Genomic DNA, 26390 nt, shown 5'->3' on the forward strand with positions numbered 1-26390 from the left:
CGCCGGCGGGACGTGCTATCGGCGGTCGACGAACGGCTGCGGTACCCCGATCCGGCCGTCGGACCAGGTGAAGTAGGTCCGGGCCGGAACAGTCCCGTCCGCGAGATGGTGCGCCAATGACACGGCGGCAGCCCTGGCCGCGGGCTGCCCGGTGGTGGTGAAGGCGCACCCGAGCCACCCGGGCACCTCGGAGATCGTGGCCGGCGCCGTTGCCGCCGCCGTCGCCGAACGCGGGCTGGCGGAGGGCGTCTTCTCGATGGTCTACGGCGGCGCGGAAACCGGGCAACGGCTCGCGGTACATCCCGCCGTCCGGGCGATCGCGTTCACCGGATCGAGGGCGGGCGGGCTGGCGCTGATGGCCGCCGCACGTTCCCGGCCGGTGCCGATCCAGGTCCACGCCGAGATGTCCAGCGTCAACCCGTATTCCTGCTGCCCGCGGCGCTCGACTCGCGGGCCGGGGCGATCGGCGCGGAATTCGTGCAGTCGATGACCACGAGCAGCGGCCAGCTGTGCACCAGACCCGGCCTCGTCTTCGTGCCGGGGGCATCCGGCGCGACCCGGTTTCGTGCGGCCGTCCGGGCCGCCGTCGCCGCCGTGCCGGCGGCGCCGATGCTCAGCGAGCACGTCCGCGAGGCGTACGAATCCGGACTGCGCCTGATGCGGGAACACCCGGACACCGAGCTGCTCGGCTCCGGCGTACCCGACCCGTCCATCGCCGAGGGCGGTGTCGCGCACGTCTTCGTCACCACCGCGGAAGCGTGGCTGCGCGAACCGGTGCTGGCGCGCGAGGTGTTCGGCCCCGCCGCCCTGGTGGTGCGGGTCGGCGATCCCGCCCAGCTGGCGACCATCGCCGAACGGCTCGAGGGCCAACTGGCCGCCACGGTCCACGCCGCCCCGCCCGACGGCGAGCGGGCCCGCTCACTGCTGCCGACACTGGCCGAGAAGGCCGGCCGGATCATCGTCAACGGATGGCCGACCGGAGTCGAAGTCGGAACCGCCACCGTGCACGGCGGTCCCTTCCCCGCCACCTCCGACGGCAGCAGTACCTCGGTGGGAACGCTTGCCATCCACCGGTTCCTGCGGCCGGTGGCCTATCAGAACCTGCCACCGGACCTGCTGTACGGGATCGACACTCTCGGGTGACGGGAGAGGTGGCTCCGGTAGCTTTCCGGGGACGGGGATCGACGTACGGCGGGACCGTTGCGGCCAAGGGGTGCGTGAGGTCAAGCGGCCGCTGGGGGCCTCCCGGCTGGGTAGTTAGACGGGTGCGGGCCCTCGCCCGGTTGTCCGGTTCCCGGATCGACCACGGTGACTTTTCACACCGAGCCGGGCGGACAACGCCACGGGAACCCGCATCCCTCTAAGTCGTGTGAACCTCTCGCGGAAGACAGCAAGGATGCTCGCCGTCGGGTTGCTGGTGGCGGCGCTCGGCGGGGGCCCGACGGGCGCGGCGGCGGCCACCACGCCGTCGCTGCTGCCGGCCGGGCGGCCCTACACGGTGACGCTGCTGACCGGTGACGTGGTGACCGTCGTCGGCAGGTCGTCGGGCTGCCCGCAGGTGAGCGTGCGCCCGGCCACCCCGAGCGGCGCGCTCACCCGCAGCTGCGGCCCCGACGGGCACGTGCGGGTGCTGCCGGCCCGGGTGGCGCCGCTGGTCGGCAAGGTGCTGGACCCGGCGCTGTTCGACGTGACGGCCCTGATCCTGGACGGCTACGACGACGCCCGTACGAAGGATCTGCCGCTCATCGTCCAGGGCCGCTCCCTCGCGGCCGACCCCCTCGTGGGCGGGCTGGCCGGGGCGAGGGCGCTGGCGAGCATCGCCGCGGTCTCCGGTCGCCGCGCGAAGGGGAGCGGCGCCTCGCTGATCGGATCGTTGACGGCCCGCTCGGCCGCGGCGACGCCGAAGGTGTGGCTGGACCGGCGGGTCCGGGCCACCCGGGCACCCGACGCGGGCACCGGCCGGCTGGACGACAACCTGCGCCAGATCGGCGCGCCGCAGGCGTGGCAGGCCGGGTACACCGGCCGGGGCGTCCGGGTCGCCGTGCTGGACACCGGCGTCGACGCCACCCACCCCGACCTCGCCGGCCGGATCGCCGAGAAGAGGGACTTCACCGCCGACGGCGGCGACGCCGTCGACCACTTCGGCCACGGCACCCACGTGGCGGCCACCATCGCCGGCAGCGGCGCGGCCTCGGGCGGCGCCCGCCGGGGCGTCGCGCCGGACGCGCGGCTGGTCGTGGGCAAGGTCCTCGGCGACGACGGCGACGGCAACGAGTCGCAGGTCATCGCCGGGATGGAGTGGGCCGCGAGCCGCGCCGCCGTGGTGAACCTGAGCCTCGGCGGGGACCCCAGCGACGGCACCGATCCGCTGTCCCAGGCGGTCGACGCGCTGACCAAGCAGACCGGCGCGTTGTTCGTGATCGCGGCCGGCAACGACGGCCCGGCGGACGGCACGGTGGCCTCGCCGGGGTCGGCCGCCACCGCGCTGACCGTCGGCGCGGTGGACGGCGCCGACGCGCTCGCCGAGTTCTCCAGCCGCGGCCCGCTGGCCGGCAGCCGGGCCGCGAAGCCCGACCTGGTCGCGCCCGGCGTGGACATCGTCGCGGCCCGCGCGGCCGGCACCACGATGGGCCGGGCGGTCGACGGGCGCTACACGGCCGCGTCCGGCACCTCGATGGCCACCCCGCACGTCGCGGGCGCGGCCGCCGTCCTGGTCCAGCGCCACCCCGGCTGGCGGGCCGGGCAGCTCAAGGCCGCGCTGGTCGGGGCGGCCGACCCGGTCGCCGGCAACGACGCGTACGCGAGCGGCTCCGGCCGTCTCGACGTGGCGCGGGCCCTGTCCGGCGTGGTCAGCGCCACGCCGGCGGTCGACCTGGGTGTCCTCCCGTCCGCGGGGACCGGCATCGCGGAGGCGAAGCCGGCCTGGACCGACAGCGGCACCGCCCCGGCCGACGTCACCCTCGGCGTGACGGCGACCGATCGGCATGGCAAGGCCGCTCCCGCCGGCGCCGTGTCGCTCGCCGGCCGGCGGGTGCGGCTCGCCGCGGGCGGCACCGGCGGCGCAACGCTGCGGGTGGACCGGGCGGCGTTCGCGGGCCGGCCCGGGCTCTACACGGCCGTGGTCACCGCGCGGGTCGGCGGTGCCGTGGTGGCCCGCACGCCGGTGACGTTCTACGCCGAGCCGCCGAGCTACGACCTCACCGTCGAGACGACCGCGATCCCGGGCACCCCGGCGGGCGCGAGCGGGTACGTCGGCGTGACGGTCGTCAACCTGGACGACCGCGCGATCTTCGCCGAGAACCAGTCCGCCGATCCGGGCGGCGCGGTGACCTTCCGGGTGCCGGCCGGCCGGTACAGCGTGATGGCCACCGCCATGACGTGGGCGGACCAGGATGAACGCTCGGCGCTCGGCGGCGACCCGGACGTGGCGATCACCGGCGACCGGACGATGAAGCTGGACTTCGCCGGGGCCGGACGGCTGAGCGGCAGCGTCGACGGCGTGGCCACGGAGGCCACCTCGCTCGGCTTCATGTTCGTCCAGACGCCGCGGCACGGCTCCGGCTGGTCCGACTTCGCGTTCGTCTGGGGCGACCCGGCCAAGGCCGGGAACGTGTTCCTGCTGCCGGCCAAGGGCGCGGCCGGGATCGGGACGTTCCGGACGTACGGTGCGTTCAGCCTGGTCGCTTCGAGTGGCGAGCTTTACGACCTGACGCATTCGTACGGCGGCGTCATCCCGGCGGATCCGGCCTACCGGGTCACCGCCGCCGAACGGGCCCGCCTCGCCCGGATCGACCAGCACTTCGACCGGCTCGACACGCCGGAGTCGGCGACCGGGCACAAGCGATACGGGCTCACCCCGGACGGCGAGCTCTTCAACGAGAACAGCACCGGCCCGCTCACCGGCGACCGCACCGACTACGTGACGCCCGGCTACGCCTGGGTGGACGAGGCGTTCTGGAACGGCACCGTCGTCCAGGAGGCGGCCACGACGTACGCGCCGGGCAGCCGGCAGGCGAAGACGTGGATCCGGCAGCCGTTGCACTCGGACTGGTACGACGACCCGGCCGGCTCCCCGAGCGAGTGCGCGCCGGCGGCGCCGAGCCGTACCAGGGGCAACCTGCACATCGAGATGGTCACGCTGACCGACCAGCACCAGCGGTTCGACTGCCTGGCCGGCGGCTGGGGCCTGGCCATCAAGCCCACGCTCACGTTGTCGCGCGACGGCACAACGGTGGCCGAGGTGCACAACACGCGCGGCGACTTCACCCTCCCGCGGCAGGCGGCCGACTACCGCCTGACGTACGACCTCGACAACTCCGCGTTCCTGCCGGTGTCCACCCGGGTCACCACGTCGTACACGTTCCGGTCGGCCGGCCCGCGGGACACTTCCCGCGTCCCGCTGCCACTGCTGTCGGTCGACTACACGCTGCCGCTGGACCCGGCCAACCACCCGATCCCCGGCGGCACGGCGACCTTCGCGGTACGCCAGGCACACGGAATACCGGCGCAGGCCGTCACCGCACTCACCGTGGCCACGTCGCTGGACGGCGGCGCCACCTGGCAGCCGGCGCAGGTCAGCCGGTCGGCCGCGGACGCGTTCCAGGCCGTCCTTCCCCAGCCGGCCACGGGCCAAACGGTCTCCCTGCACGTGACGGCGAACGGTGACGCCGGCAGCGGCATCGACCAGACCATCATCGACGCCTACCGCGCCGGATAGCCCACACCCCGAAGGCCCGCGGATCCTCGCGATCCGCGGGCCTCGCCGTGTCCGCCCGCCCCGCCGGCACCCGGACCCGTCCCGGGTCGCCTCAGCTTGCCGTATGTGCGGAGGTCCGCGTGGACGGCCCGGTCAGGGAGGGCGCCCAGAGCCGAGCGTGGGCCGCAGCCGGAGGCAGCGGCACACCAGTAGCCCCCGCCGCGCGGTGACGGTGTTGTTCGCAAGCGTGACCACTCGGTTGGACGCCGCTTGGGTCGCCTGCACGGCCCCAGCGCGCCCGGTCCGGCGTGCGCGGCACCACCGCCTTCTCAGTCGAGGTGGAGGCGGACCGGGTAGCGCCGCAGCCACTCGTTGACCGAGAGGGTCGCCTCGATGACGAACCGGGCGTATCCGAGCGGGCCGGCCGTGGCGGCGCGGTCGGCGAGCGCGCGGGCCTTCACGGTGTCCAGCAGCGGCAGCACCGGCGCGTCGGGATCGGCGAGCAGGTTGCGTACCTCGTCGCACAGCGCCCGCTCGTAACGCGGGTCCTGGGTGGGCGGGTACGGGCTCTTGCGCCGGCCGCGCACCGACTCGGGCAGCACGTCGGCGGCCGCGGCGCGCAGCAGGCTCTTCTCGTGGCCGTCGAACGTCTTCATCTCCCAGGGGCGTGTTGTACACGTACTCGACCAGGCGGTGGTCGCAGAACGGCACCCGCACCTCCAGCCCGTGCGCCATGCTCAGCCGGTCCTTGCGGTCCAGCAGTACCGGCAGGAAGCGGGTCAGGTGCATGTGGAAGACGTCGCGCATGCGGTGGTCGACCGGCTTCTCGTCGGGCAGGTGCGCCACCGTGGAGTGTTCCTGCCGGTACGCGGCGTCCCGGTAGCCGGACAGGTCGAGCTGTGCGACCAGCCCCGGTTCGAACAGCGCGAGCGCGGGTTCGAACCGCTGCCCGGTCAGCGCGGTCACCCCGGCGAGCCACGGGAACGTGTCCGCGCCGGCCAGGGCCGGCTGGTGGAACCAGGGGTAGCCGCCGAACAGCTCGTCGGCCGACTCGCCGGACAGCGCCACGGTCGAGCGCTCGCGCACCGCTTGGAACAGCAGGTACAGCGACGTCAGCGTGTCGCCCATGATGGACGGCAGGTCGTACGAGCCGAGCGCGCCGGCGCGGTGCAGCGGGTCCATCAGGTCCGCGGTGTCCAGCACGATGTCCGCGTGATCGGCGCCGACCAGCTCGGCGACGTCGTGCACGAACGGCGCGTCCGGCGAACCGACGAGCGCGTCGGCACGGAAGTGCTCGGCCCGCCCGGCGAAGTCCACCGCGAACGACCGGACCGGGCCGCCGCCACCCGCCCGCAGCGAGTCCGGAACCGTCGCAATCCGGCCGGGGCCGAGCGAACTCGCCGCTCGGACGAGATCATCGAACGATTCAGGCTCCTGTCGCTTGCGGCCCCTCCTTCATCGTGCCTTTCAACGGCACCGCCAGAAGTGACGCGGCTACCGTTCCGCCCAGCCTGCCCTGGCGTGCTGACCTGCACCTGAAGGCCCGTTCGTGACGGTACCGTCAGGGTGGGGAGGATCCGGCCGGACCGCGCTTCGTACGCCCAGAAAGATCCGACGATGATGGTCAAGATCACTGAGGAACCGCAGCCGTGGACGGCCCCGACCGCCAGCGCGTCGCTCGGCGGTGGGCCGGCCCGGACCTGCCGGGTCTCGCGGGAAAGCGACGGCACGCTTCGGCTGAGCCTCACCGGGTTCGCCATGGTCGGTGTCGACGTGGCCTTGCTCTGGACGCAGAACGGCACCGGCTTCAGTATCGTGGGCACGGTGGTGCCCCCGCCCGCCGGCGGCATGCCCGGCGTGTACATGCGGGTGGACACGACCGTGGGCGCCGTCGACCGGCGACGCTCCCGGCGCGTCTCGGTGCAGGTGCCGGCCGTGCTGATCCTGCCCTCGGGGCAGATGTTTCCCGGCCTGGCGATCGACCTGTCCCTGGGCGGGGCGCGCGTCATCGTCGATCTCGACGTCGACGACCTCGGCGAGGAGGCGCTGATCGACCTGGTCGACGGCCTGGCCCCCGGTCAGTTGGTCACCCTTGAAGTGTTGCTGCCGGACGGCCCCGCGGACATCAACGGTCAGGTACGCGGCAGCGACGAGCCCGGCGACGTCCGCCTGCTGTTCGTGGACATGGACGCCGAGGTCCGCGACCGGCTCGACGCCTTCCAGCAGACCCAGTGACTCGGATCAGGGCTTTTACGTGGTCTTCGACCTGACCGGGCGGTCTTCCTCGCCGCCCGGGCCGGCGACTACGTCAACGGCGACCTCCTCGCGGTCGACGGCGGGTGGCTCGCCCGGCGGCACTAGTCGCGTCGTTCCGGCAGGTGGCCGAGGGATTCGGAGATCTCCCGGGCCGAGGCGCGCACCCGGGCGGCGAGCTCGTCCATCGGCCGGTCCCAGGGTTCGAGGACCAGGGTGGAGATGCTCACCGCGCCGGCGGCCCGTCCGGTGTGGTCGTAGACGGCCGCGCCGATGCAGCGGATGCCCGGCTCGTTCTCCTCCTCGTCCAGTGCGTAGCCCCGCGCCCGGATCGAGGCCAGGTGGCCGAGCAGCGCCGGCACAGTCGTGATCGTGCCGGGCGTCCGCGCCTCCATCCCGCGGCGTTCCATGATCGTGCTGACGGCCTCGTCGGACAGGGTCGCGAGGATCGCCTTGCCGATCGCGGTCGTGTGCAGCCGTACGCTCAACCCCACACTCGACGGCATCCGGTACGGCTTCTTGCCCTCGACCTTCGCGGCGTAGACCACGTCGTCGCCGGCCAGCAGGCCGAAATGGACCGTGTATCCGGTGTCCTCGCGGAGCTGGCGGAGCGTACCGTCCGCGTGCTGGGCCGGATCGAACCGGGCCATCAGGCGGCCGGCCAGGGTCAGGATCCGCGGACCGCCGATGTAGCGCCCGTCGCCGGAGTTCAGGGCGAAACGGTGATCGACGAGCGACTGGAGGATCCGGTGGACGGTGGACCTGGGCAGTCCGGTACCGGCCGCGATGTCGGCGATGCGGTCGCTCTCGGCCAGCGCTTGCAGGACCGCGAGGACCTTCTCGGTCGCGTTCCCATTGCCCGGCGTGCTCTTCATCGCAACGAGGGTATGGCCACGTGGTCCATGTCGTCGAAGGCCTGGTTCTCCCCGGTCATCGCCCACACGAAGGCATAGTTGGCCGTACCGAACCCGCAGTGCACCGACCAACTCGGTGAGATGACCGCCTGCCGGTTCGCCACGATGATGTTGCGGGTCTCGTCCGGCCGGCCCATCAGGTGCACGACGCGGTGCTCCGCCGGCAGGTCGAAGTACAGGTACACCTCGGTACGCCGGTCGTGCGTGTGGCACGGCATCGTGTTCCACATCGAGCCGGGCTCCAGGACCGTCACGCCGAGGACCAACTGGTTGCTCGCGACGCCGTCGGCATGGATGTGCTTGTAGATCGTGCGGTCGTTGGCGCCCTCGACGCCGCCGAGCCGGGTGCCAGCGACGGCGGCCAGCGGCGACAGCACGGTCGGACAGGAGGCGTGGGCGGTCGCCGAGATCAGGTAGAAGCAGCCGCCCGGGCCGAACACCACCGACTCGGCGCCCCGCCCGACGTAGAGGCAGTCGCCGTGCGCGAGGTCGTACGCCGTGCCGTCCACCGTCACCGGTGCCGGCTCGCCGACGTTGACCACCCCGAGTTCCCGCCGCTCACAGAAGTACGCGCTGCGCAGGGCGTCCGGGGCCGGCAGCGTGATCGGCGCGGCCGGCGCGACCCCTCCGATGACTGTGCGGTCCTGGTGGGAGTAGACCAGCCGGACGCGGTCGGTCGGGAAAAGGTCATCTACCAGGTAGTTCGCGCGTAGGTCGGCCGTCGCGAAGCCGCCGATCTGACTCGGATGGGTGGCGTGCCGGATCTCCATTGCTCAGACCTCTTCCATCGATGGTTATCGAGTGGCACTATAAACCCACCTTACAGAATGCCGTTCCGTCTCATGGAACGGCTGTGGCGCTCGGCACTGCCTACTCCCCCATGAGGTGCTTCGTGTTCCGCCAAAACCTCGACCCGACCGGATCACTGACGCTCAGCGCGCTCCTGGCGCTTCTGCCCCTGTTCCTCCTGCTCGCCCTGCTCGGCGGGCTCAAATGGAAGGCGCACTGGGCAAGCCTGGTCGCCCTCGGCGCGGCCCTCGTGATCGCGGTGCTCACCTACTCCATGCCGGTCGGCCAGGCCCTCAACGCGGGCGCCTTCGGCGCGGCGCTGAGCGTCCTGAGCATCCTGTGGATCACGTTCAATGCCATCTGGATCTACAACCTGACCGTCAAATCGGGCCACTTCGCGGTGCTGCGACGGGCGTTCGCCTCGATCAGCGACGACCGGCGGATCCAGGCGATCGTCATCGCCTTCTCCTTCGGCGCGCTGCTGGAGGCGCTCGCCGGCGGCGGCTCGCCGGTGGCCATCTGCGCGGTCATGCTGATCGCGATCGGGTTCCACCCGATCAAGGCCGCCGCCCTGGCGCTGATCGCCGACACCGCTCCCGTGGCGTTCGGCGGGCTGGGTAACCCGATCACCATCCTCGGCACGTCGACCGGGCTGAACCCGGAGGACTTCGGCGCGATGGCCGGGCGACAGACCGCCGTCCTCGCGGTGTTCGTGCCGTTCATCCTCCTCGGCGTCGCGGACGGCCGCCGGGGCCTGCGCCAGGCCTGGCCCGCCGCGCTGACCGGCGGCCTGACCTTCGGCATCTGCCAGTTCGTCTTCTCCAACTACTGGTCCTACCGGCTGTGCGACATCTTCGCCGCGATCGCCTCGGCCGGCGCGATCATGCTGCTCAACCGGGTGTGGCAGCCGGCGTCGGACAGCGTCACGACCTCGGTCGCGACCGGCGGCTCGGCCGAGGTACCCGCCGCGACGCGGGTCATGGCGGGCGGCTCGGCGGACCTGCCCGCCGCGACGCCGGTCCTGGCGGGCGGCTCGCTCGACGGGTCCGGAGCGACGGTCGAGCCGGGCAGCCGCGACGACTCCGGCGGCGAGATCTTCCGCGCGTTCGCGCCGTACATCATCATCGTCGTGCTGTTCTCCGTGGCACAGATCAACGCGGTGAAGACCTGGCTCGCCACCCACGGCGTGTGGACGTTCGCCTGGCCCGGCCTGCACGTGCTCAACCCCGGCGGTAAGCCCGTCAACACGCACTACGTGCTGAACTACCTCGGCGCGACCGGGACGCTGCTGTTCTTCTCCGGCCTGCTCACGCTCCTGGTCCTGCGGATGACGCCGCTCACCGGGCTGAAGACGTACGGGGAGACGATCCGTCAGTTCGGTTGGGCGATCTTCACCATCCTGTGCGTGTTCGCGCTGTCGTACGTGATGAACCTGTCTGGCCAGATCTCCACGCTCGGCGTCTGGCTGGCCCGGGCGGGTGCCTTCTTCGCTTTCCTGTCGCCGATCGTGGGCTGGTTCGGTGTCACGATCACCGGCACGGACGCCGGGTCGAACGCGTTGTTCGGCAACCTCCAGGTCACCGCGGCACACCAGTTGGGAGCCGCGCCGACACTCTTCGGCGCGGCCAACACCTCCGGCGGCGTGATGGCCAAGATGATCTCCCCACAGAACCTCGCCATCGGTACGGCGGCGGTCGGCATGGTCGGCTCGGAGGGCACGTTGTTCCGCCGGGTCTTCGGTTGGAGCGCACTGCTGCTGTTCCTCATGTGCCTGCTCGTCTGGTTGCAGTCCACGCCCGTACTCGGCTGGATGGTCCCGTGACGGATCAGCGGCACGATGCGGGTGTACACGGTCGGCGGGAACACGGCTCAGAGAACCCACCGCCGGCGTATCTACACCCCCGCGGGCCGGCCCTCCACGCCGTGACCGCCAGCTCGCGGTAACGACCACTTTGACGGCCGGGTGCTGCACGCGTGACAGGTGTATGTGCCCGGCTTGTCGAAGGCCGGGGGGTCATCAGCGTCGACCGCGACGCGTCCCCCGGGGAGCGTTGCTCACCTCGGCGTCGCCGAGGTCAGGTGCGGCGGTCCGGACATCGGTCCGCCATCGGGTGGGTGCGGAACTCGCGATGGCCTCCGGACGGTAGGCGGCGCCGTGAGCGTCCTCGCAATGCACGTCGACGTCGGCGTGGTCGACCTGCAGCGTGCTGTGGGTGATGTGGTAATCGGCCCGTAGCAGGCGCTCGATCTCGCCTCGAATCGCGTGGCAGTCCAGCCCCTCGGCCACCAGCACATGCGCCGACAATGCCGGCCGGCCCGAGGTGATCTGCCAGACGTGCAGGTCGTGGACCTCCTCGACGCCCTCCACCCCGGTCAGCCGGGTGCCGAGGGCGGGCGGGTCGATGCCGCTGGGCGCCGCCTCCAGGAAGATCTTGCCGGACTCGCGGATCAGCCCGAGACCCGCCTTGACCATCAGTCCGACCACGATCAGGGTCGCGATCGCGTCCGCCCGGGCGAACCCGGTGAGCAGCACGATCAGACCCGCTATCGCCGTTGCGACGAAGGCGTACAGGTCGTTCACGACGTGCTGGAAGGCGCCCTCGACGTTGAGGCTGGTCCGGTTGGCCCGGCCGATCGCCCACGACGCGGTGACGTTGAAGACGATGCCGATCAGCGCGGTGACCAGGACCAGCCCGCCGGTGACCGCGGGTGGGTGGACGAGCCGGCGGACTGCCTCGATGGCCAGCCAGACCGCGAGGATCAGCATGGTGAGGCCGTTGGCCTGGGCGGACAGGATCTCGGCGCGCATGAGGCCGAAGGTGAAGCCGCCCGCGGGCGGCCGGGCGGCCAGCCGGATCGCCACCAGGGCCAGGACGATGCCGCCGGCATCGGTGAGCATGTGGGCGGCGTCGGAGAGCAGGGCCAGGGAGTGGGCGATCAGGCCGGCCACGACCTCGCCGGCCATGAAGACGCCGAGCAGCACGAGGGCAACGGTCAGCCACCTGCGGTCCGCCTCCGCGGAGACGCCGTGATCGTGGTCGTGGTGTGGGTCGCCCATCCTAGAGCCCATCGTAGGACGACCCTACGCCCTCTAAGCCGTGACCTGGGCCAGCAGCGGCCGGACCAGCTGCGCGAACTCGGCCGGCCGCTCGATCTGCGGCATGTGGCCGGTCCGCTCGAACAGGTGCCATTCGGCGGACGGGAACGCGGCCCGGGCGGCCGCCAGGTGGGCCGCCGGCAGGATGTGGTCGCGGTCGCCCCACACCAGCAGGGTCGGCTTGCCGTGCCGGGCCACCCGGGGGAGCAGCTCCGACCGCCAACCGGGAGCGACGCCACGGAGGCCGCCCAGGGCCCGGGCGATCTCCAGGTAGACGGCGCAGAAGTCCGGCTGCTGGGCGATCTTGACGGCCATGGCGATCCGCTCGGGGGTGACCATCGCGCGCGAGGCGAACAGCGTGCGCTCGACCCGTGGTGCCGTACGCCGGTCGATGTGGGTGAGCATCTGCCGGCCGACGCCGGGGAGGGCCAGCATGCGCAGCGCGAAGGTCACCTCCTTGCCGAAGCCGGCGCTGTTCACCAGGGTCAGCGTGGACACCCGGGCCGGATCGTCGACCAGCATCTGCATCGAGACCGCGCCGCCGAGGCTGTTGCCCATCAGGTGCACCGGGCGGGTCTCGCCGAGCGCGTTCAGCGTGGCCCATACGCCCTCGGAGAGGGACACCAGCGTGGTGCTCTCCGGGTGCCGCTGGCTGAGCCCGAAGCCGGGCATGTCGATCGCGATCACCCGGTGGCCGGCGGAGAGCAGTTCGTGCTGGGCCGACCAGTCCTCGAGGCTGCGGCCGATCCCGTGCAGCAGGACCACCGGCGGGGCGTCCGGGTCGCCGGTCTCGTGGAAACGGATGCGGGCGTCCCGTACGGTCACGTAGTTCATCGCGTCACTCCCTGCGGCGCGCGACGGCGCGCGACCGACGCGGAGGTCGCGGCCTTGACGATCCGCTCGTGCCCGACCGGCAGCAGGCGGGCGAGCAGATCCGGCAGTTTCGCGCTCGAGGCGATCAGCAGGCGGGCCTTGCGCTTGGCGACCGCGTCCAGGATCTGCCGGGCGGCCTTCTCCGGTGGGTACGTGAGGAGCTTGTCGAACACGCGCTGGTTCGGCTCGATCTCCTCGGCCGGGACGCCGCTGCCGATCACGGCGTTCTCCGCGATCCGGGTCCGGATCCCGCCGGGGTGCACGGTGGTCACGCCGATGCCGTCGTCGGCGAGCTCGGCGCGCAGCACCTGGCTGAGCCCCCGCAGCGCGAACTTGCTGGCGCAGTACGCGGACTGCCCGGCCGGCGCGATCAGCCCGAACAGGCTGGACACGTTGACCAGGTGCGCCCCCGGCTGGGCCTTGAGCGCCGGCAGCAGCGCGTGCGTCAGCAGGAACGGCGCCCGGAAGTTGACGTTCATGACCTTCTCGAACTCGTCGACGGTCACCTGGTCGAACCGGCCGCCCAGCGCCATCCCGGCGTTGTTGACCAGCAGCCCGATCGCCGGGTGCTCGGCCAGCACCTGGGTGGCCACGCCGTCCACCGCCGAGCGGTCGGACAGGTCGGCGACGAGTTGCCGCACCGACCGGCCGGGGGTGACCCGGTCGATCCGGCCGGCCACCTCCTCGAGCCGGGCGGCGTCCACGTCGACCAGCACGAGGTCGCTGCCGCGGGCGGCCAGCTGGTAGGCGAGTTGCTCGCCGATGCCGCTGGCCGCGCCGGTCAGCACGGCGGTGCGGCCGCCGAAGTGATACGGGGTCATCGGGCGATCTCCTCCAAGGGGGCGGGGGCGGGCCGGCGGGTGAAGGTCATGTCGCGGGTGACGTCGGCGCGCGGGGTGGCGATCACGTCGCGCAGGTAGTTCTGCCGGACCAGCCACGGGTCGCGCTCGCCCTGGCGGGGGAACTTGTCGAGCGCGCGCTGCACGTACCCGGAAGAGAGATCGAGCAGGGGACGGCCGCGACCACCGGGGGTCTTCGGGACGGCCACCGCGTAGCCGTGCCGGTCCATGTGCTTGAGCAGGCGCATGACGTAGCGGTGGGAGAGGTCGGCGCGCAGCGTCCAGGAGGCGTTCGTGTAGCCGATGCAGTACGCCAGGTTCGGCACGTCGCCGAGCATGATGCCGCGGTAGGCGGCCGACTCGCCGATCTCGACCGGCTTGCCGTCGACGGTGGCCCGCACGCCGCCCATCGGGATCAGCGACAGGCCGGTGGCGGAGACGACGATGTCGGCCTCCAGCACGCGGCCGGAGCGCAGCCGGATGCCCTCGGGCACGAACGTGTCGATGTGGTCGGTCACGATGCCGGCCTTGCCGGACTTGATCGCGGTGTAGAGGTCGCCCGACGGGAGCACGCAGAGGCGCTGGTCCCACGGGTCGTACTTCGGGTTGAAGTGCTCGTCCACGTACGCCGGATCGTCGAGGGCCTTGACGGCGAAAGATCGCAGGATTTGCCGTACGCGTTGCGGCCGTCGCCGCGCGAGCTGGTAGAAGCCCTGGGTGAGCGCGATGTTCTTGGCCCGGGTGAGCCGGTTGGCGACGCCCAGGGGGAGGACGCGGCGCAGCCCGTCGGCGATGATGTCCCGCTCCGGCAGCACCGTCATGTAGGTGGGGGAGCGCTGCAGCATGGTCACCTGGGCGGCGTCCGCGGCCATCGCCGGCACCAGCGTCACGGCCGTCGCGCCGCTGCCGATCACCACGACCCTCTTGCCGGTGTAGTCCAGATCCGACGGCCAGAACTGCGGATGGATCACCTGCCCCGAAAACTCCGATATTCCGGGAAAATCGGGCTGATAGCCGGTCGCATAGTCGTAATATCCGGCGCAGCCGTACAAAAAGGAACAGGTCAATGACGAACCGTCCGCCAGCCCGACGGTCCAGCGTGCGGTCGCCGACTCCCAACTGGCCGTGACGACGCGGGAGCCGAAGCGGATGTGCGGCAGGATCCCGCCGTCGGCCGCGGTGTCCTCGATGTACCGGCGGATCTTGTCGCCCGGCGCGATCGACTCAGGCTCCCGCCAGGGCCGGAACGGGTAGCTGAGGGTGAACATGTCCGAGTCGGAGCGCACGCCGGGGTAGCGGAACAGGTCCCACGTCCCGCCGATCGCGTCCCGGGCCTCGAGGATCGCGTACGTCTTGCCGGGCAGTTGCTCCTGCAGCCGCCACGCCGCGCCGATCCCGGACAGGCCGGCGCCGATGATGAGTACGTCGAAATGTTCGGCCATGGTCCCAGTGTCGTGACCGGGCCCGCTCGGGGACTTGCCTGCGCGCGACACTCATTTATCCTTTCGCGACATGGGATCGATGGTCCGGGCCGCCGGGCTGCGCGGACTGCCCTCCTTGATCGACGATCTTGGAGGCGACGGGCGGGCGCTGTTCGCGGCGTACGCTGTGGACGCGGGGCTGGTGGACACCGACGACGCGGTGATCCCGTCGATGGTGGCCGGTCGCCTGCTCGAGGCGGCCGCGGCCGACCGGGACTGCCCCGACCTGGGGCTGCGGCTGGCCGCCCGGCAGGACACCGCGATCCTCGGGCCGCTCGCCATCGCGATCGAGAACTCGGCGACGCTGGGCGAGGCGCTCGACTGCGCGACCCGGTTCCTCTTCGTGCACTCGCCGGCGCTCACCATCGCGCAGACCGCGGACCCGTCCGGCCGGCCCGGCGTGGTCGGGCTGCGCTACGGCTCCACCGAGATGGACCCGCTGCCGCCGCAGGTCTGCGACAACGGCCTCGGCCTGCTGCACCGGATCACCGTGCTGCTCTCCGGCGGCCGTTACGGACTGCGGTCGGTGCACCTCACGCACCGTCCACTCGCGCCGGTGGCCCGCTACACCGAGTTCTTCGGCGCCGACGTCCGCTTCGGGCAGCCGGCCGCCGTGCTGCGGGTGCCGGCGACGCTGATCGAGGCCCGGGTCGGCGGCGCGAACCGGGTGCTGCGCGAGGTGGCCCTGGACTACATGCGCGCCCACTTCCCGGCCCCCGAGCAGCCCCTCGACGAGCGGGTGCGCCGCCTGATCACCCAGTCGCTCGGGTCGTCGCCGGCCGACATCGCCGCGATCGCCCGCCGGCTGCAGACCCATCCGCGCACGCTGCAGCGCCGGCTCGCCGCGATGGGCACCACTTTCGAGCAACTTCAGGACGGTGTACGCCGGGAGACCGCGCACCGCCTCATCACCACGACGGACCTCCCGTTCAGCCAGGTCACCGCGATGGTCGGGCTCACCGAGCAGTCGGCCCTGACGAGGGCGGTCCACCGCTGGTATGGCATGAGCCCCCGCGACCTGCGCCGCTCTCAGTGAAACCACGGCGGGGTGCCCGCGCCGGAGATCCGGATGCCGCCCCAGGGGTCGGGCTCGCTGAGCTTGACCGGGGTCCGCGGCGACTCTCCGATCGTCAGGTGAGCCTCGCGCAGGCCCGCGCTCACGCGTTCGCAGAGCGAGGCGTCCGGCGTCGTGCGGCCGGCCCAGCGGAACCGGCCCTCGACCGGCTCGAACTGCGCGGACATCCGGATCGACACCGGGAGGTCCTCTTCGCCGACCCGTAGGGTGGCGGGCCCGCGATACTCCTCGTCAGAGTCCATGCCGGGTCTCCTCCTGATAGGCGGCCAGACCGCCGGGGATGTCGGCGGCGTGCGCGATGCCGGAGACGCCGCCCCACAGGAACGTCGTCAGGTACTCGCCGAGGGCCTCGCGGCTGATCGGCTGCTGCTGCCGCAGCCACCAGTCGCCGACCGCCTGCACGTAGCCGACCACGCCGTACGCCCAGGGCAGCGCCGCGCCGGAGTCGAGCCCACGGGCCCGCAGCCGGTCGCCGAGGATCCGGGCCAGCCCGCTGGCCACCGTGTCGACCACGTCGGCGACCACGTCCCGGCTGCGTGCCACGTCCGGCTGGTGCACCACGAACTGGTAGAGGTTGGTGTCGGCCTCGATGTGCGCCAGGTACGCGTCGATCGCCGCCGCGATCACGTCCCGCTCCTCGCGGACCTGGGCGACCGCGGGGGCGATGGCCTCGAGGACCATCTCGGCCGCGCGCTGCCCGACCGCGAGCCACAGCTCGGACTTGTCGGCGAAGTAGCGGTAGAGCACCGGCTTGCTGACCCCGGCGCGCGCCGCTATCCCGTCCATCGCGACCTCGGGACCGGCCTCGCGGATCGCCTCGATGGCCGCCTCGGTCAGCTCGGCGCGCCGCTGCTCGCGGTGCCCGGCCCAGCGGCCCTTGCGCCCGTCGGTCCCGGGATTCATAGTACTAGAAGTAACTGTTACCCGAGGTAACGTCAAGTAGGTCACAGGAGGACTCATGACGTCCACGGACCGCGAACGCGAACGAACCGCCAGCCGCCTCCTGCGCTCCTCAGCCGAACACTCGTACGACCCCGGGGTGGAGATCGACTGGGCGGCGCCCTTCGCGCCCGGCCTTTATTTCGTCCCGCCGCACCGCTCGAGCCTCTACGGCACCGCGCTGTGGGACGGGCTGACCGAGGAGCAGCGGATCACGCTGACCCGGCACGAGGTGGCCAGCATCGCGGGGCTCGGCGTCTGGTTCGAGACGATCCTCATGCAGCTGCTCATCCGCGGCTACTACAAGCAGGACCCGACGGCCGCGCACGCCCAGTACGCGCTGACCGAGATCGCCGACGAGTGCCGGCACTCGGTGATGTTCGGCCGGATGATCGCCAAGCTGGGCACCCCGGTCTACCGCCCCGACCCGGTCAACGCGTTCCTCGGCCGGTGGATCGGCGCCACCGGGGTCGGCCCGCGGATGTTCGCGGCCATCCTGATCTGCGAGGAGATCCTGGACGCGCTGCAGCGCGAGGCGATGGCCGACGAGCGGGTGCAGCCGCTGGTCCGGATGGTCAGCCGGATCCACGTGGTCGAGGAGGCCCGGCACGTCCGGTACGCCCGGGAGGAGCTCGCCCGCCAGGTGCGCGCGGCCGGCAAGGGGCGGCTCGCCTTCGACAAGCTGGTCATCGCCCGGGCCGCCCTCCTCTGCGGCCGGCGGCTGATCCACCCGGACGTGTACCAGTCGGTGGGCATCGACCCGGCCGCCGGGCACCGGGCGGCGCTGGCCAACCCGCACTTCCGCGAGACGCTCCGCTGGTCCGGCGAGCGCGTGGTCGCGTACCTCAATGATCTTGATTTGGTGGACGGCCCGGGCAAACCGCTCTGGCGGATGTCCGGCCTGCTCTCGGCAGCCTAGCGGTAACGCACGGTAATCATCGGGAGGCTCGTCACACCCGCGCGCCCACTTTTGGCCGATCGGCCGGTGGGCGCACGCCGTCACTCCGCGTGACAGTAGCTCCTCACAGGTGAGGGGAGGACGGCATGGACGACGCCTTCGTTGCGTACGGCGAGGGCCACGCCGACGGCAAGGCCGGCCGCTCGGACGCGGCCCACGCGGAGGACCCGGGAACCGGCGCCGACTACCGGGTCGGGCTCGTCGACGGGCAGCTGGCCGCGTTCGAGGACGCGCTGGTCGCCGCGATCCGCCGGGCGATGGGCGACAAGCTCGATGGATGACGAGTTCCGCGCGTACGAGGCCGGCCGGGCCGACGGTCTCGCCGCCGAGCGCGACCCCGAGCGGGCCGGCGACCCGGTGTTCGGCCGCGATTACCGGATCGGCTTCATCGACGGCCGGATGGAGGTCTACCGGCTGCACGCCGGCGTCCGCCGGATCGTCGAGGACGACGGGTAACCTGGGGTCACAACCGGTGAGGTCCGGTTGTGCATACGCGTTGACGCTCCGGAAACCCCCACTCGACGAGACCGTAACCGCAGCTGGCAACGCTTGCGGGGACTAGGGATGGGGAGCGGATGAGCGAAGGCGTGCTGGCGGGCTTCACCGTCGCGGTGACCGCCGAGCGGCGCCGGGACGAGATGGCGGCGCTGCTGCAGCGTCGCGGGGCCCGGGTGGTGACCGCCTCGGCGATCGCCATCGTGCCGCTCGCCGACGACGACGCCCTGCGCGCCGCCACCGAGGCCTGCATCGGGCTCGCCCCCGACCTGGTCGTCGCCACCACCGGCTTCGGCTTCCGCGGCTGGATCGAGGCCGCCGAGGGCTGGGGGCTGGGCGACCGGCTGCGCGAGGTGCTCGGCGGGGCGCGCATCCTGGCCCGCGGCCCGAAACCGTGCGGCGCGATCCGGGCGGCCGGGCTCACCGAGGAGTGGGCCGCCAAGACCGAGGCCTCCGAGGAGATCCTGGAGAAGCTGCTGGCCGAGGGCATCGCCGGGCACCGCATCGTGGTGCAGGAGCACGGCGAGCCGCAGACCGAGTTCGTCGCCTCGCTGCGGGCCGCCGGCGCCGCCGTGGTCGAGGTGCCGGTCTACCGCTGGATCGCCCCGCCGGACACCGCGCCGGTCCGCCGCCTGGTCGAGCAGATCACCGCCGGCCAGATCGACGCGATCACCTTCACCAGCGCGCCCGCGGTCAGGTCGTTCCTGAGCCTGGCCGGCCCGGACGCCGGGGGCGTGCTCGACCACTTCCGCGCGAGCACGCTGGTCGCCTGCGTCGGCCCGGTCACCGCCGCGCCGCTCGCCGAGCGGGCCGTGCCGGTGGTGATGCCCGAGCGGTTCCGGCTCGGCGCGCTGATCAAGACGGTCACCGACGAGCTGCCCCGGCGAGCGGTCCGGCTGCGGGTGGCCGGCGAGACCATGGAGGTGCGCGGCCACGCGGTGCTGCTGGACGACGTCTTCCGCCCGCTCGCCCCGGCCGCCATGGCCATCCTCAGCGCCCTCGCGGCCCGGCCGGGCTCGGTCGTCTCGAAGGACCAGCTGATCGCCGCGCTGCCCCGGGGCAACGACAGCCATGCGGTCGACGTGGCGGTGGCCCGGCTGCGCACCGCGCTCGGCTCCGGCCAGCACATCGAGACCGTCATCAAGCGCGGCTACCGCCTGCGCGTGGACGAGCCCGTTTAGCCACCTCCGGTCGACGCTGCCCGGGTCCGATCAAAGAAAGAGGCAGCGCCATGAGTCCCACCCTGCTCGCCGTCGCCCACGGCACCCGGTCCGCGTCCGGCCAGCGGCAGATCCGCGACCTGGTGGCCGCCGTCGCGCGCCGCCGCCCGGGCCTCGACGTGCGCCTGGCCTACGTGGACGTGCAGCGCCCGCACGTCGCCGAGGTGGTGGCCGGGGTCCGCGAGGCGGTGGTCGTGCCGCTGCTGCTCTCGGCCGGGTACCACGTGCGGGTGGACATCGCCGAGGCGGTGCGCGGCACCGGCATCCCGGTCGCCGGCCCGCTGGGGCCCGACGACGTGCTGCTGGACGGCCTGATCGGGCACCTGCCGGCCGCCGATGCCGTGGTCCTGGCCGCCGCCGGCTCGGCCGACCCGCGGTGGCGGGCGAGCGTCCACGAGATGGCCACCCGGATCGGCGCGCACGTGGCCTACGCCTCCGGCAGTGACCCCAAAGTGGCCGATGTCGTCGCGGACCTGCGTCGCCGGGGCGCGCGCCGGATCGCGATCGCCGCCTACCTGCTGGCCGACGGATTGTTCTATCGCACGCTGCACCGCGCGGGGGCCGATTTCGTGACGCCGCCGCTCTGCCGGGACCCGGCGGTGGCCGGTCTGGTGCTGCGCCGGTACGAGGAGGCGGCTTATTCGGTCGCCGCGGCGGCCGGATCGCGGTAGAACCGGCGGGTGAGCGAAGAGCGGCTGCCGGGCGGGCGCAGTTTCGGGGCGGTACGGGTGGGCGACGAGGTGCGCCGCCGGGCCGAGCCGTGGACGGCGAGCGTGCACTCGGTGCTGCGCCATCTCGAGGCGGCCGGCTTCGCGGGCGCGCCGCTGGCCCGGGGCTTCGACGAGCAGGGGCGCGAGCGGCTGACGTTCCTGCCGGGGCTGACGCTGGGGGAGACGTCGCCGTGGCCGGAGTGGGTGCGGTCGGACGGCGCGCTGCGGCAGGTCGGCCGGTGGCTGCGCCGGATGCACGACATGACCGAGACGTACCGGCCGGGGGAGGGCGCCGTCTGGTTCACCGGGCGGGTGTGGCGGCCGGGCCTGGTCATCGCCCATCTGGACGCGGCGCCGTGGAACGCGGTCTGGGGCGAGGAGGGCCTGGTCGGCTTCGTCGACTGGGACACCGCCGGACCGTCCGAGCGCGAGGACGACCTGGCCTTCTCGGCGCTCACCTGGACGCCGCTGCTGACCGCCGGGACAGCCGAGCCGGTCGGGTTCACCGACCCGGCCGACCGCCGCCGGCGGTTCCACCTGTTCCTCGACGCGTACGGCTACATCGGCGACCCGGCCGCGGTTCGCGACGCCATCCTCGGGCGGGTCGAGCGGAACGTCGCGGTGATCCGGAAGCTGGCCGAGACCGGCGAGCCGACCTTCCGGCGGTTGCTGCCGTGGGCGGCCGACCTGGAACGGTCCGGCGCCGAGGTGGCCGCGCTGCCGGAGTCGTTCTGGGTGACGCCGGAGCGCTGAGGGTTCTCACAACGGCGTACGGTCGCTTGTAGGGTTTTCCGAACGTTCGCGCAATCGCGACGGTCCGGGCAGAAAACAATGGCCCGCGAGTATTCCCGGTGTGATCAAACAACGCTTGGTGGTCATTGGGAACGGCATGGCCGGCGCCCGGACGGTGGAGGAGATCCTCGCCCGGGGCGGCGACTTCGACATCACGATGTTCGGGGACGAGCCTTACGGCAACTACAACCGGATCATGCTCTCCAATGTGCTGGCGGGCGTGGAGGACGAGTCCGGGATCTTCCTGAACGACCTTTCCTGGTATTCCGACAACGGCATCACGCTGCACGCCGGGGTGCGCATCGACCGGATCGACCGCAAGAACAAGGTGGTGTACGCCGGCGACGGCACCGCCACCCCGTACGACAAGCTGGTGATCGCCACCGGCAGCTCGGCCTTCGTCCCGCCGATCAAGGGCGCGCACGTCCCGGGCCGCGGCTACCACCAGGGCGTCTTCGTCTTCCGCACGCTCGACGACACCCGCGCGATGATCCGGTACGCCAAGGAGCACGAGCGCGCGGTGGTCATCGGCGGCGGCCTGCTCGGCCTCGAGGCCGCCCGCGGCCTGCAGAACCACATGCCGCACGTGACCCTCGTGCACGCCGTGGGCCACCTGATGGAGCGGCAGCTCAACGAGCGGGCCGGCGCGACGCTCAAGACCGCCGTGGAGCAGAAGCTCGGCATCGACGTGATCGTCAACGGGATGACCACCGAGATCACCGGCAAGCACGCGGTCACCGGGGTCAAGCTCGCCGACGGCCGGCTGATCGAGTGCGACGTCGTGGTGGTGGCCGCCGGCATCCGGCCGAACACCCAGGTCGCGGCGGAGAGCGGCCTCGCCGTCGAGCGCGGCATCGTGGTCGACGACCAGATGCGCGCCCGGGGCGAGGAGGACATCTACGTCGTCGGCGAGTGCGCCCAGCACCGCGGCGAGCTGTACGGCCTGGTCGCCCCGCTCTGGGACCAGGCCCGGGTGCTCGCCGACCACCTCACCGGCGCGAACCGGCAGGCCGCGTACCACGGCTCGCAGATCGCCACGAAGCTCAAGGTCGCCGGCGTCGACGTCGCGTCGATGGGGCTGCTCGAGCCGCAGCACGAGGACGACGAGCTGATCGAGTACGCCGAGCCGAGGAAGGGGGTCTACAAGAGCGCGGTCATCCGCGACGGGCGGCTGGTCGGCGCCATCCTGGTCGGCGACAACCGCAAGGCCGCGTTCCTCATGAAGGCCTTCGACCGCGGGCTGCCGCTCCCCGACGACCGGGCCGGGCTGCTGTTCGACCTCGGTGGGCCGGCCGCCGAGGAGAGCGTCGCCGATATGCCCGACGACGAGCAGGTCTGCAACTGCAACGGGGTGTCGAAGAAGGCGATTTGCGGCGTCGTGCAGGACGGCTGCGCCACGGTCAGCGGGGTGATGGACAAAACCCGCGCCGGCAAGGGCTGCGGCACCTGCAAGCCGCTCGTGCAGCGGATCGTCGAGTGGGCCAACGGCGGCGAGGCCGCGGAGGACCCGGCTGCCTCGTACTACGTGCCCGGCGTGCCGATGCCCAAGCCGGAGCTGATGGACGCGATCCGGCTCTACGGGCTCAAGTCGGTCTCCTCGGTGTTCGCCAAGCTCGGGGGCGAGGAGGACGCGAAGAGCAAGATGGGCCTGGCGTCGCTGCTCAAGATGATGTGGGGCGCCGAGTACGTCGACGAGCGGGACGCCCGCTTCATCAACGACCGGGTGCACGCGAACATCCAGCGCGACGGCACGTTCTCGGTGGTGCCGCAGATGAAGGGCGGCGTCACCACCCCGGCCGACCTCAAGCGGATCGCCGAGGTGGCCGAGCGGCACGGCGTGCCGATGGTGAAGCTGACCGGCGGCCAGCGGATCGACCTGCTCGGCATTCCGAAGGAGAAGCTGCCGCAGGTCTGGGCCGATCTCGACATGCCGTCCGGATACGCGTACGCGAAGAGCTTCCGGACCGTGAAGACGTGCGTCGGATCGGACTTCTGCCGCTTCGGGGTCGGCGATTCCACCGCTCTCGGGATAGCGATCGAGGAGCGCTATCAGGGAATCGAGGGGCCCGGCAAGATGAAGCTCGCGGTCACCGGTTGCCCGCGCAACTGCGCCGAGGCGTACGTCAAGGATCTCGGTGTTGTCGCTATTGACGGCGGCAAATGGGAGATCTACGTCGGCGGTGCGGCCGGCGCCCACGTCCGCAAGGGTGACCTGCTCGCGACGGTGGACAGTCCCGAAGAGGTCGTCAAGCTGACCGGGCGGTTCCTGCAGTACTACCGGGAGAACGGGAACTGGCTGGAGCGCACCTACGCCTGGGTGCCGCGGGTCGGCATCGAGAAGATCCGCGCGGTCGTGGTGGACGACGCCGAGGGCATCGCCGCCGGCCTGGATGCCCGGATGGACGCCGCCGTCGCCGCCTACCGGGACCCCTGGAAGGAACGTGCCGAGCCGGTGACCCCCGGACAGTTCCGCACCTCGCTGCCGCTGACTGTGCTGCCCCAGGTTCCGGTGCGGGCATGAAGACGCTGCACATGATCGGCTCGATCCACGACATCCCCCTCGGGGAAGGCCGCACCTATGCGGTCGACGGCGAGATGATCGCCGTGTTCCGGCTCCGCGACGGCTCGATCCGGGCGCTCTCCGCCGTGTGCCCGCACAAGGGCGGCCCACTCGCGGACGGACAGGTCGACCTGAAACAGGTCGTCTGCCCCCTCCACCTGTACGCCTGGGACCTCGCCACCGGCTGTTCGCTCAGCGGTCAGGACGCGGTGTCTGTCTATCCCGTCCGTGTCGACGACGATCAACTCATCCTGGAGATGTGACATGACAGCTACACTGCCCATCGCCCGCCCGGCGGTCACCGTCCGCGGACATTGGATCGACGACTGGCGGCCGGAGGACCAGGGATTCTGGGCCTCCGTAGGCGCCCGGATCGCCCGGCGGAACCTGATTTTTTCGATCTTTTCGGAGCACATCGGCTTCTCGGTCTGGTCGCTGTGGTCGGTGCTGGTGCTCTTCCTCGGCCCCGCGTACGGCATCGACCCGGCCGGCAAGTTCATGCTGACCGCCGTGCCGACGCTCGTGGGCGCGGCGCTGCGGATCCCGTACAGCTTCGCGGTGGCCCGTTTCGGCGGCCGCAACTGGACCGTCTTCAGCGCCTCGCTCCTGCTGGTCCCGGCGGTGCTCGCGGCCTTCCTGATCAAGCCGGGCGTCTCCTACACCACCCTGATCATCCTGGCCGCGGTGGCCGGCGTCGGCGGCGGCAACTTCGCCTCCTCGATGACCAACATCAACGCGTTCTACCCGAACCGGCTCAAGGGCTGGGCGCTCGGCATCAACGCCGGCGGCGGTAACCTCGGCGTCGCCGCCGTGCAACTGGTCGGCCTGTTCGTGCTCGCCACCTTCGGCGCCGGCCACCCGGGCATCGTGGCCGGCATCTACATCCCGCTGATCGTCGTGGCCGCCCTGTGCGCCACGTTCTACATGGACAACCTTTCCCAGGTACGCAGCGAGAAGCGGGCGATGCGGGACGCCACCCGCGAGCCGCACACCTGGATCATGTCGCTGCTCTACATCGGCACGTTCGGCTCGTTCATCGGCTTCGGGTTCGCCTTCGGCCAGGTGCTGCAGGTGCAGTTCCACGCCGAGTTCGGCACCCCGGTCAAGGCCGCCTACCTGACCTTCCTCGGGCCGCTGCTCGGGTCGCTGATCCGGCCGGTCGGCGGGGCGCTGGCCGACCGGCTGGGTGGCGCGAAGGTGACCTTCGTGAACTTCATCGCGATGGCGGCTGGCGCCGCGGTCGTCCTGCTGGCCGCTCAGCAGAAGTCGCTGCCGCTGTACATCGTCGGGTTCGTGGCGTTGTTCGTGCTCAGCGGCGTCGGCAACGGCTCGACGTACAAGATGATCCCGGCGATCTTCAAGGCGGGACACCCGGACGACGAGCCCCGGGCCCGGCGACTGTCCGGCGCGGTGATCGGCATCGCCGGCGCGATCGGCGCGCTCGGCGGGGTGCTGGTCAACCTGGCCTTCCGGCAGTCCTTCCTGGAGACCAAGAGCGCGGACGCGGCGTACGTCGGGTTCATCGCCTTCTACGCGCTCTGCGTGCTGGTGACCTGGGCGGTCTACCTGCGGCCCGGCGCCCGCACGGCCGGGCAGGTGTGATCCGGCGGAGTGCGGGACGCTACTGTTCAGCGCGTGTCCCCGATCGAGCTGAACACGAACGTTCCGCACTCCGCCCGCATCTACGACTACCTGCTGGGCGGCAAGGAACTCGGCCTTTAGTCCGTTTTAGGGTGGTGGGCGGGGCGGTCGGATGGTTCGAGGCCGACCGTACGGCCGCGGCGGCGATCACCGTCGACTGGCCGCACCCGGCCGTCTCGATGCGGGCGAACCGTAACTACCTGGCCCGCCAGGCCCGCTTCATCGCGCAGGAGCTGGGCATCCGGCAGTTTCTCGACATCGGCGCCGGCCTGCCGACCGCGCCCCATCTGCACGAGGTGGTGCAGACCGTCGCGCCGCCTGGCCGGCCAACTGGATCTCCGGGATTCTGGAGTGCCCGGCCTGCGCGGGGAAGCTGTTCCTTCAGGCTGGTCTGACCCCGGCCACGAACTCGCGCACGGGCGAGCCGCGCGTCCGGAAACCGCGTACGCCGAAGCTGCGGTGTGGTGGTCACGCGAAGCAGCGCCTTGCCTGCGGCGAGTTCAAGGGGATCGACGCGCAACCGATCATCGACGTCATCACGGGCATGTTCGCCAGCGACACGACAGACATTCTCGCGTTTCAGCGCGTGGCGGGCAACGCGCACGAGTTGGACGAGTCGCAGGCCAGGCTCCGCAAGATCCAGGCCCGGCTGTCCGCGACGGAGGATGATGACGAGCTTGACTCGCTGGTGGCGGGGCGCAAGGCGATCAAGGCAGTCATCGAGGAATTCGTGATCGTGCCCGATCGCTTCTCTTGGTCAGTCCGGCGGTGTGGGCCAGCACCTGACGTACGGTCACCGTGCCGTTGTCCGGCAACTGCCAGGACGAGAGGTACGCGTTGACATCGGTGTCGAGGTCGATCGTCGCGTCGGCGACCAGCCGCAGGGTGCCGAACGCGGCGACGTGCTTGCTGATCGAGCAAGCGGGGAACAGCAGGTCGTCGCCGGCGCTCCAGAAGTCACCGCCCGGTCCGCCGCCCGCGACACCGATGGCGGGCACCCGATCGGCGTCCGCCACGCCGCGCCATTCCTCCTCGAACCCATGGTTCACGAGTATGCC

General features: G+C 71.8%; 26 protein-coding genes and 2 pseudogenes. 17 read left to right on the plus strand and 11 right to left on the minus strand.

Features of this window, described 5'->3' with window-relative positions:
- Positions 1 to 121: 121 nt before the first annotated feature.
- From IH26_RS63835 to IH26_RS0108160, 3 genes and pseudogenes are all read left to right on the plus strand, one after another.
- A pseudogene (locus tag IH26_RS63835) lies at positions 122 to 490 on the plus strand (aldehyde dehydrogenase family protein); the annotation flags it as partial.
- Positions 487 to 1143, plus strand: coding sequence for an aldehyde dehydrogenase family protein (locus IH26_RS55655; RefSeq protein ID WP_051807726.1), 657 nt, complete (start codon positions 487 to 489; stop codon positions 1141 to 1143). The pseudogene IH26_RS63835 and the gene IH26_RS55655, both read left to right, overlap by 4 nt.
- Before the next feature lie 253 nt (positions 1144 to 1396).
- Positions 1397 to 4717: a S8 family peptidase gene (locus IH26_RS0108160; RefSeq protein WP_245664999.1), complete on the plus strand. Its 3321-nt coding sequence runs from the start codon at positions 1397 to 1399 to the stop codon at positions 4715 to 4717.
- A 308-nt stretch (positions 4718 to 5025) separates the two neighbouring features.
- On the opposite strand, the gene IH26_RS62030 is transcribed toward IH26_RS0108160, so the two are convergent.
- Together IH26_RS62030 and IH26_RS64475 are read right to left on the minus strand one after the other, a co-directional pair.
- A complete protein-coding gene (locus tag IH26_RS62030) occupies positions 5026 to 5352 on the minus strand; it encodes an asparagine synthase-related protein (protein ID WP_051807728.1) in 327 nt (108 codons plus the stop codon).
- Positions 5353 to 5416: 64 nt separating this feature from the next.
- Positions 5417 to 6013, minus strand: a pseudogene (locus tag IH26_RS64475) (asparagine synthase-related protein); the annotation flags it as partial.
- A gap of 300 nt (positions 6014 to 6313) precedes the next feature.
- Between IH26_RS64475 and IH26_RS0108170 the strand changes: the two are divergent.
- Positions 6314 to 6931: a PilZ domain-containing protein gene (locus tag IH26_RS0108170; protein ID WP_030435509.1), complete on the plus strand. Its 618-nt coding sequence runs from the start codon at positions 6314 to 6316 to the stop codon at positions 6929 to 6931.
- A 122-nt stretch (positions 6932 to 7053) separates the two neighbouring features.
- Here the strand turns inward: IH26_RS0108170 and IH26_RS0108180 are convergent, their stop codons facing one another.
- Both IH26_RS0108180 and kduI read right to left on the minus strand, forming a co-directional pair.
- Entirely contained in the window at positions 7054 to 7824 is a 771-nt protein-coding gene (locus tag IH26_RS0108180; protein ID WP_030435510.1) for an IclR family transcriptional regulator, read from the minus strand.
- Entirely contained in the window at positions 7821 to 8633 is an 813-nt protein-coding gene (gene kduI, locus IH26_RS0108185; RefSeq protein WP_030435511.1) for a 5-dehydro-4-deoxy-D-glucuronate isomerase, read from the minus strand. The genes IH26_RS0108180 and kduI overlap by 4 nt, the downstream gene beginning before the upstream one ends.
- A gap of 122 nt (positions 8634 to 8755) precedes the next feature.
- Between kduI and IH26_RS0108190 the strand changes: the two genes are divergently transcribed.
- Complete coding sequence (locus tag IH26_RS0108190) at positions 8756 to 10474, plus strand: L-lactate permease (RefSeq protein WP_030435512.1); 1719 nt, start codon at positions 8756 to 8758, stop codon at positions 10472 to 10474.
- A 195-nt stretch (positions 10475 to 10669) separates the two neighbouring features.
- On the opposite strand, the gene IH26_RS0108195 is transcribed toward IH26_RS0108190, so the two are convergent.
- Genes IH26_RS0108195 through IH26_RS0108210 form a run of 4 tightly spaced genes read right to left on the minus strand, consistent with a single transcriptional unit; the run spans position 10670 to position 14903 of the window.
- A complete protein-coding gene (locus IH26_RS0108195; RefSeq protein WP_245665002.1) occupies positions 10670 to 11710 on the minus strand; it encodes a cation diffusion facilitator family transporter in 1041 nt (346 codons plus the stop codon).
- A gap of 33 nt (positions 11711 to 11743) precedes the next feature.
- A complete protein-coding gene (locus tag IH26_RS0108200; RefSeq protein WP_030435514.1) occupies positions 11744 to 12583 on the minus strand; it encodes an alpha/beta fold hydrolase in 840 nt (279 codons plus the stop codon).
- Positions 12580 to 13443 carry an SDR family NAD(P)-dependent oxidoreductase gene (locus IH26_RS0108205; RefSeq protein WP_030435515.1) on the minus strand — a complete coding sequence of 288 codons (864 nt, stop codon included), beginning with the start codon at positions 13441 to 13443 and terminating at the stop codon, positions 12580 to 12582. Before IH26_RS0108205 ends, IH26_RS0108200 begins: the two co-directional genes overlap by 4 nt.
- Positions 13440 to 14903 (minus strand): flavin-containing monooxygenase, encoded by a 1464-nt coding sequence (locus tag IH26_RS0108210; RefSeq protein WP_030435516.1) that lies wholly within the window; start codon positions 14901 to 14903, stop codon positions 13440 to 13442. The genes IH26_RS0108205 and IH26_RS0108210 overlap by 4 nt, the downstream gene beginning before the upstream one ends.
- A 70-nt stretch (positions 14904 to 14973) precedes the next feature.
- On the opposite strand from IH26_RS0108210, the gene IH26_RS0108215 reads away from it, so the two are divergent.
- Positions 14974 to 15978 carry an AraC family transcriptional regulator gene (locus tag IH26_RS0108215; protein ID WP_030435517.1) on the plus strand — a complete coding sequence of 335 codons (1005 nt, stop codon included), beginning with the start codon at positions 14974 to 14976 and terminating at the stop codon, positions 15976 to 15978.
- Here the strand turns inward: IH26_RS0108215 and IH26_RS0108220 are convergent.
- Together IH26_RS0108220 and IH26_RS0108225 are read right to left on the minus strand one after the other, a co-directional pair.
- The gene (locus IH26_RS0108220) at positions 15972 to 16259 is read right to left on the minus strand and encodes a DUF4873 domain-containing protein (RefSeq protein ID WP_030435518.1); all 288 of its coding nucleotides are present in this window, start codon (positions 16257 to 16259) and stop codon (positions 15972 to 15974) included. The genes IH26_RS0108215 and IH26_RS0108220 overlap by 7 nt on opposite strands.
- A complete protein-coding gene (locus IH26_RS0108225) occupies positions 16249 to 16920 on the minus strand; it encodes a TetR/AcrR family transcriptional regulator (RefSeq protein WP_030435519.1) in 672 nt (223 codons plus the stop codon). The genes IH26_RS0108220 and IH26_RS0108225 overlap by 11 nt, the downstream gene beginning before the upstream one ends.
- A gap of 55 nt (positions 16921 to 16975) precedes the next feature.
- Here IH26_RS0108225 and IH26_RS0108230 point away from each other — a divergent pair, with 55 nt between their 5' ends.
- The 11 genes from IH26_RS0108230 (at position 16976) to IH26_RS53305 (ending at position 25727) form a co-directional block, all read left to right on the plus strand.
- The gene (locus IH26_RS0108230; RefSeq protein WP_030435520.1) at positions 16976 to 17875 is read left to right on the plus strand and encodes an AurF N-oxygenase family protein; all 900 of its coding nucleotides are present in this window, start codon (positions 16976 to 16978) and stop codon (positions 17873 to 17875) included.
- Positions 17876 to 18000: 125 nt separating this feature from the next.
- A complete protein-coding gene (locus tag IH26_RS0108235) occupies positions 18001 to 18195 on the plus strand; it encodes a hypothetical protein (protein ID WP_030435521.1) in 195 nt (64 codons plus the stop codon).
- On the plus strand, positions 18188 to 18370 hold the full coding sequence (locus tag IH26_RS0108240) for a hypothetical protein (protein ID WP_030435522.1): 183 nt from the start codon (positions 18188 to 18190) through the stop codon (positions 18368 to 18370). The genes IH26_RS0108235 and IH26_RS0108240 overlap by 8 nt, the downstream gene beginning before the upstream one ends.
- Before the next feature lie 119 nt (positions 18371 to 18489).
- Complete coding sequence (locus IH26_RS0108245; protein ID WP_030435523.1) at positions 18490 to 19590, plus strand: uroporphyrinogen-III synthase; 1101 nt, start codon at positions 18490 to 18492, stop codon at positions 19588 to 19590.
- A 50-nt stretch (positions 19591 to 19640) separates the two neighbouring features.
- Positions 19641 to 20300, plus strand: a complete 660-nt coding sequence (locus IH26_RS0108250) for a sirohydrochlorin chelatase (protein ID WP_030435524.1) — start codon at positions 19641 to 19643, stop codon at positions 20298 to 20300.
- A gap of 9 nt (positions 20301 to 20309) precedes the next feature.
- Positions 20310 to 21092 (plus strand): phosphotransferase, encoded by a 783-nt coding sequence (locus tag IH26_RS0108255; protein WP_030435525.1) that lies wholly within the window; start codon positions 20310 to 20312, stop codon positions 21090 to 21092.
- A 100-nt stretch (positions 21093 to 21192) separates the two neighbouring features.
- Positions 21193 to 23652 carry a nitrite reductase large subunit NirB gene (gene nirB, locus IH26_RS0108260; RefSeq protein ID WP_245665004.1) on the plus strand — a complete coding sequence of 820 codons (2460 nt, stop codon included), beginning with the start codon at positions 21193 to 21195 and terminating at the stop codon, positions 23650 to 23652.
- Positions 23649 to 23954, plus strand: a complete 306-nt coding sequence (locus IH26_RS0108265; RefSeq protein ID WP_030435527.1) for a Rieske (2Fe-2S) protein — start codon at positions 23649 to 23651, stop codon at positions 23952 to 23954. Before nirB ends, IH26_RS0108265 begins: the two co-directional genes overlap by 4 nt.
- 1 nt (position 23955) lies before the next feature.
- A complete protein-coding gene (locus IH26_RS0108270; protein WP_030435528.1) occupies positions 23956 to 25293 on the plus strand; it encodes a nitrate/nitrite transporter in 1338 nt (445 codons plus the stop codon).
- 9 nt (positions 25294 to 25302) lie between these two features.
- A complete protein-coding gene (locus tag IH26_RS63840; RefSeq protein ID WP_281179705.1) occupies positions 25303 to 25413 on the plus strand; it encodes an SAM-dependent methyltransferase in 111 nt (36 codons plus the stop codon).
- A gap of 14 nt (positions 25414 to 25427) precedes the next feature.
- Complete coding sequence (locus IH26_RS53305; protein WP_030435529.1) at positions 25428 to 25727, plus strand: SAM-dependent methyltransferase; 300 nt, start codon at positions 25428 to 25430, stop codon at positions 25725 to 25727.
- A 321-nt stretch (positions 25728 to 26048) separates the two neighbouring features.
- Here IH26_RS53305 and IH26_RS0108285 read toward each other — a convergent pair whose 3' ends face one another.
- On the minus strand, positions 26049 to 26381 hold the full coding sequence (locus IH26_RS0108285; RefSeq protein WP_211268601.1) for a serine hydrolase: 333 nt from the start codon (positions 26379 to 26381) through the stop codon (positions 26049 to 26051).
- Between the last annotated feature and the right edge of the window lie 9 nt (positions 26382 to 26390).

It is taken from the genome of Actinoplanes subtropicus (genome assembly GCF_000721705.1).
Lineage (GTDB): Bacteria > Actinomycetota > Actinomycetes > Mycobacteriales > Micromonosporaceae > Actinoplanes > Actinoplanes subtropicus.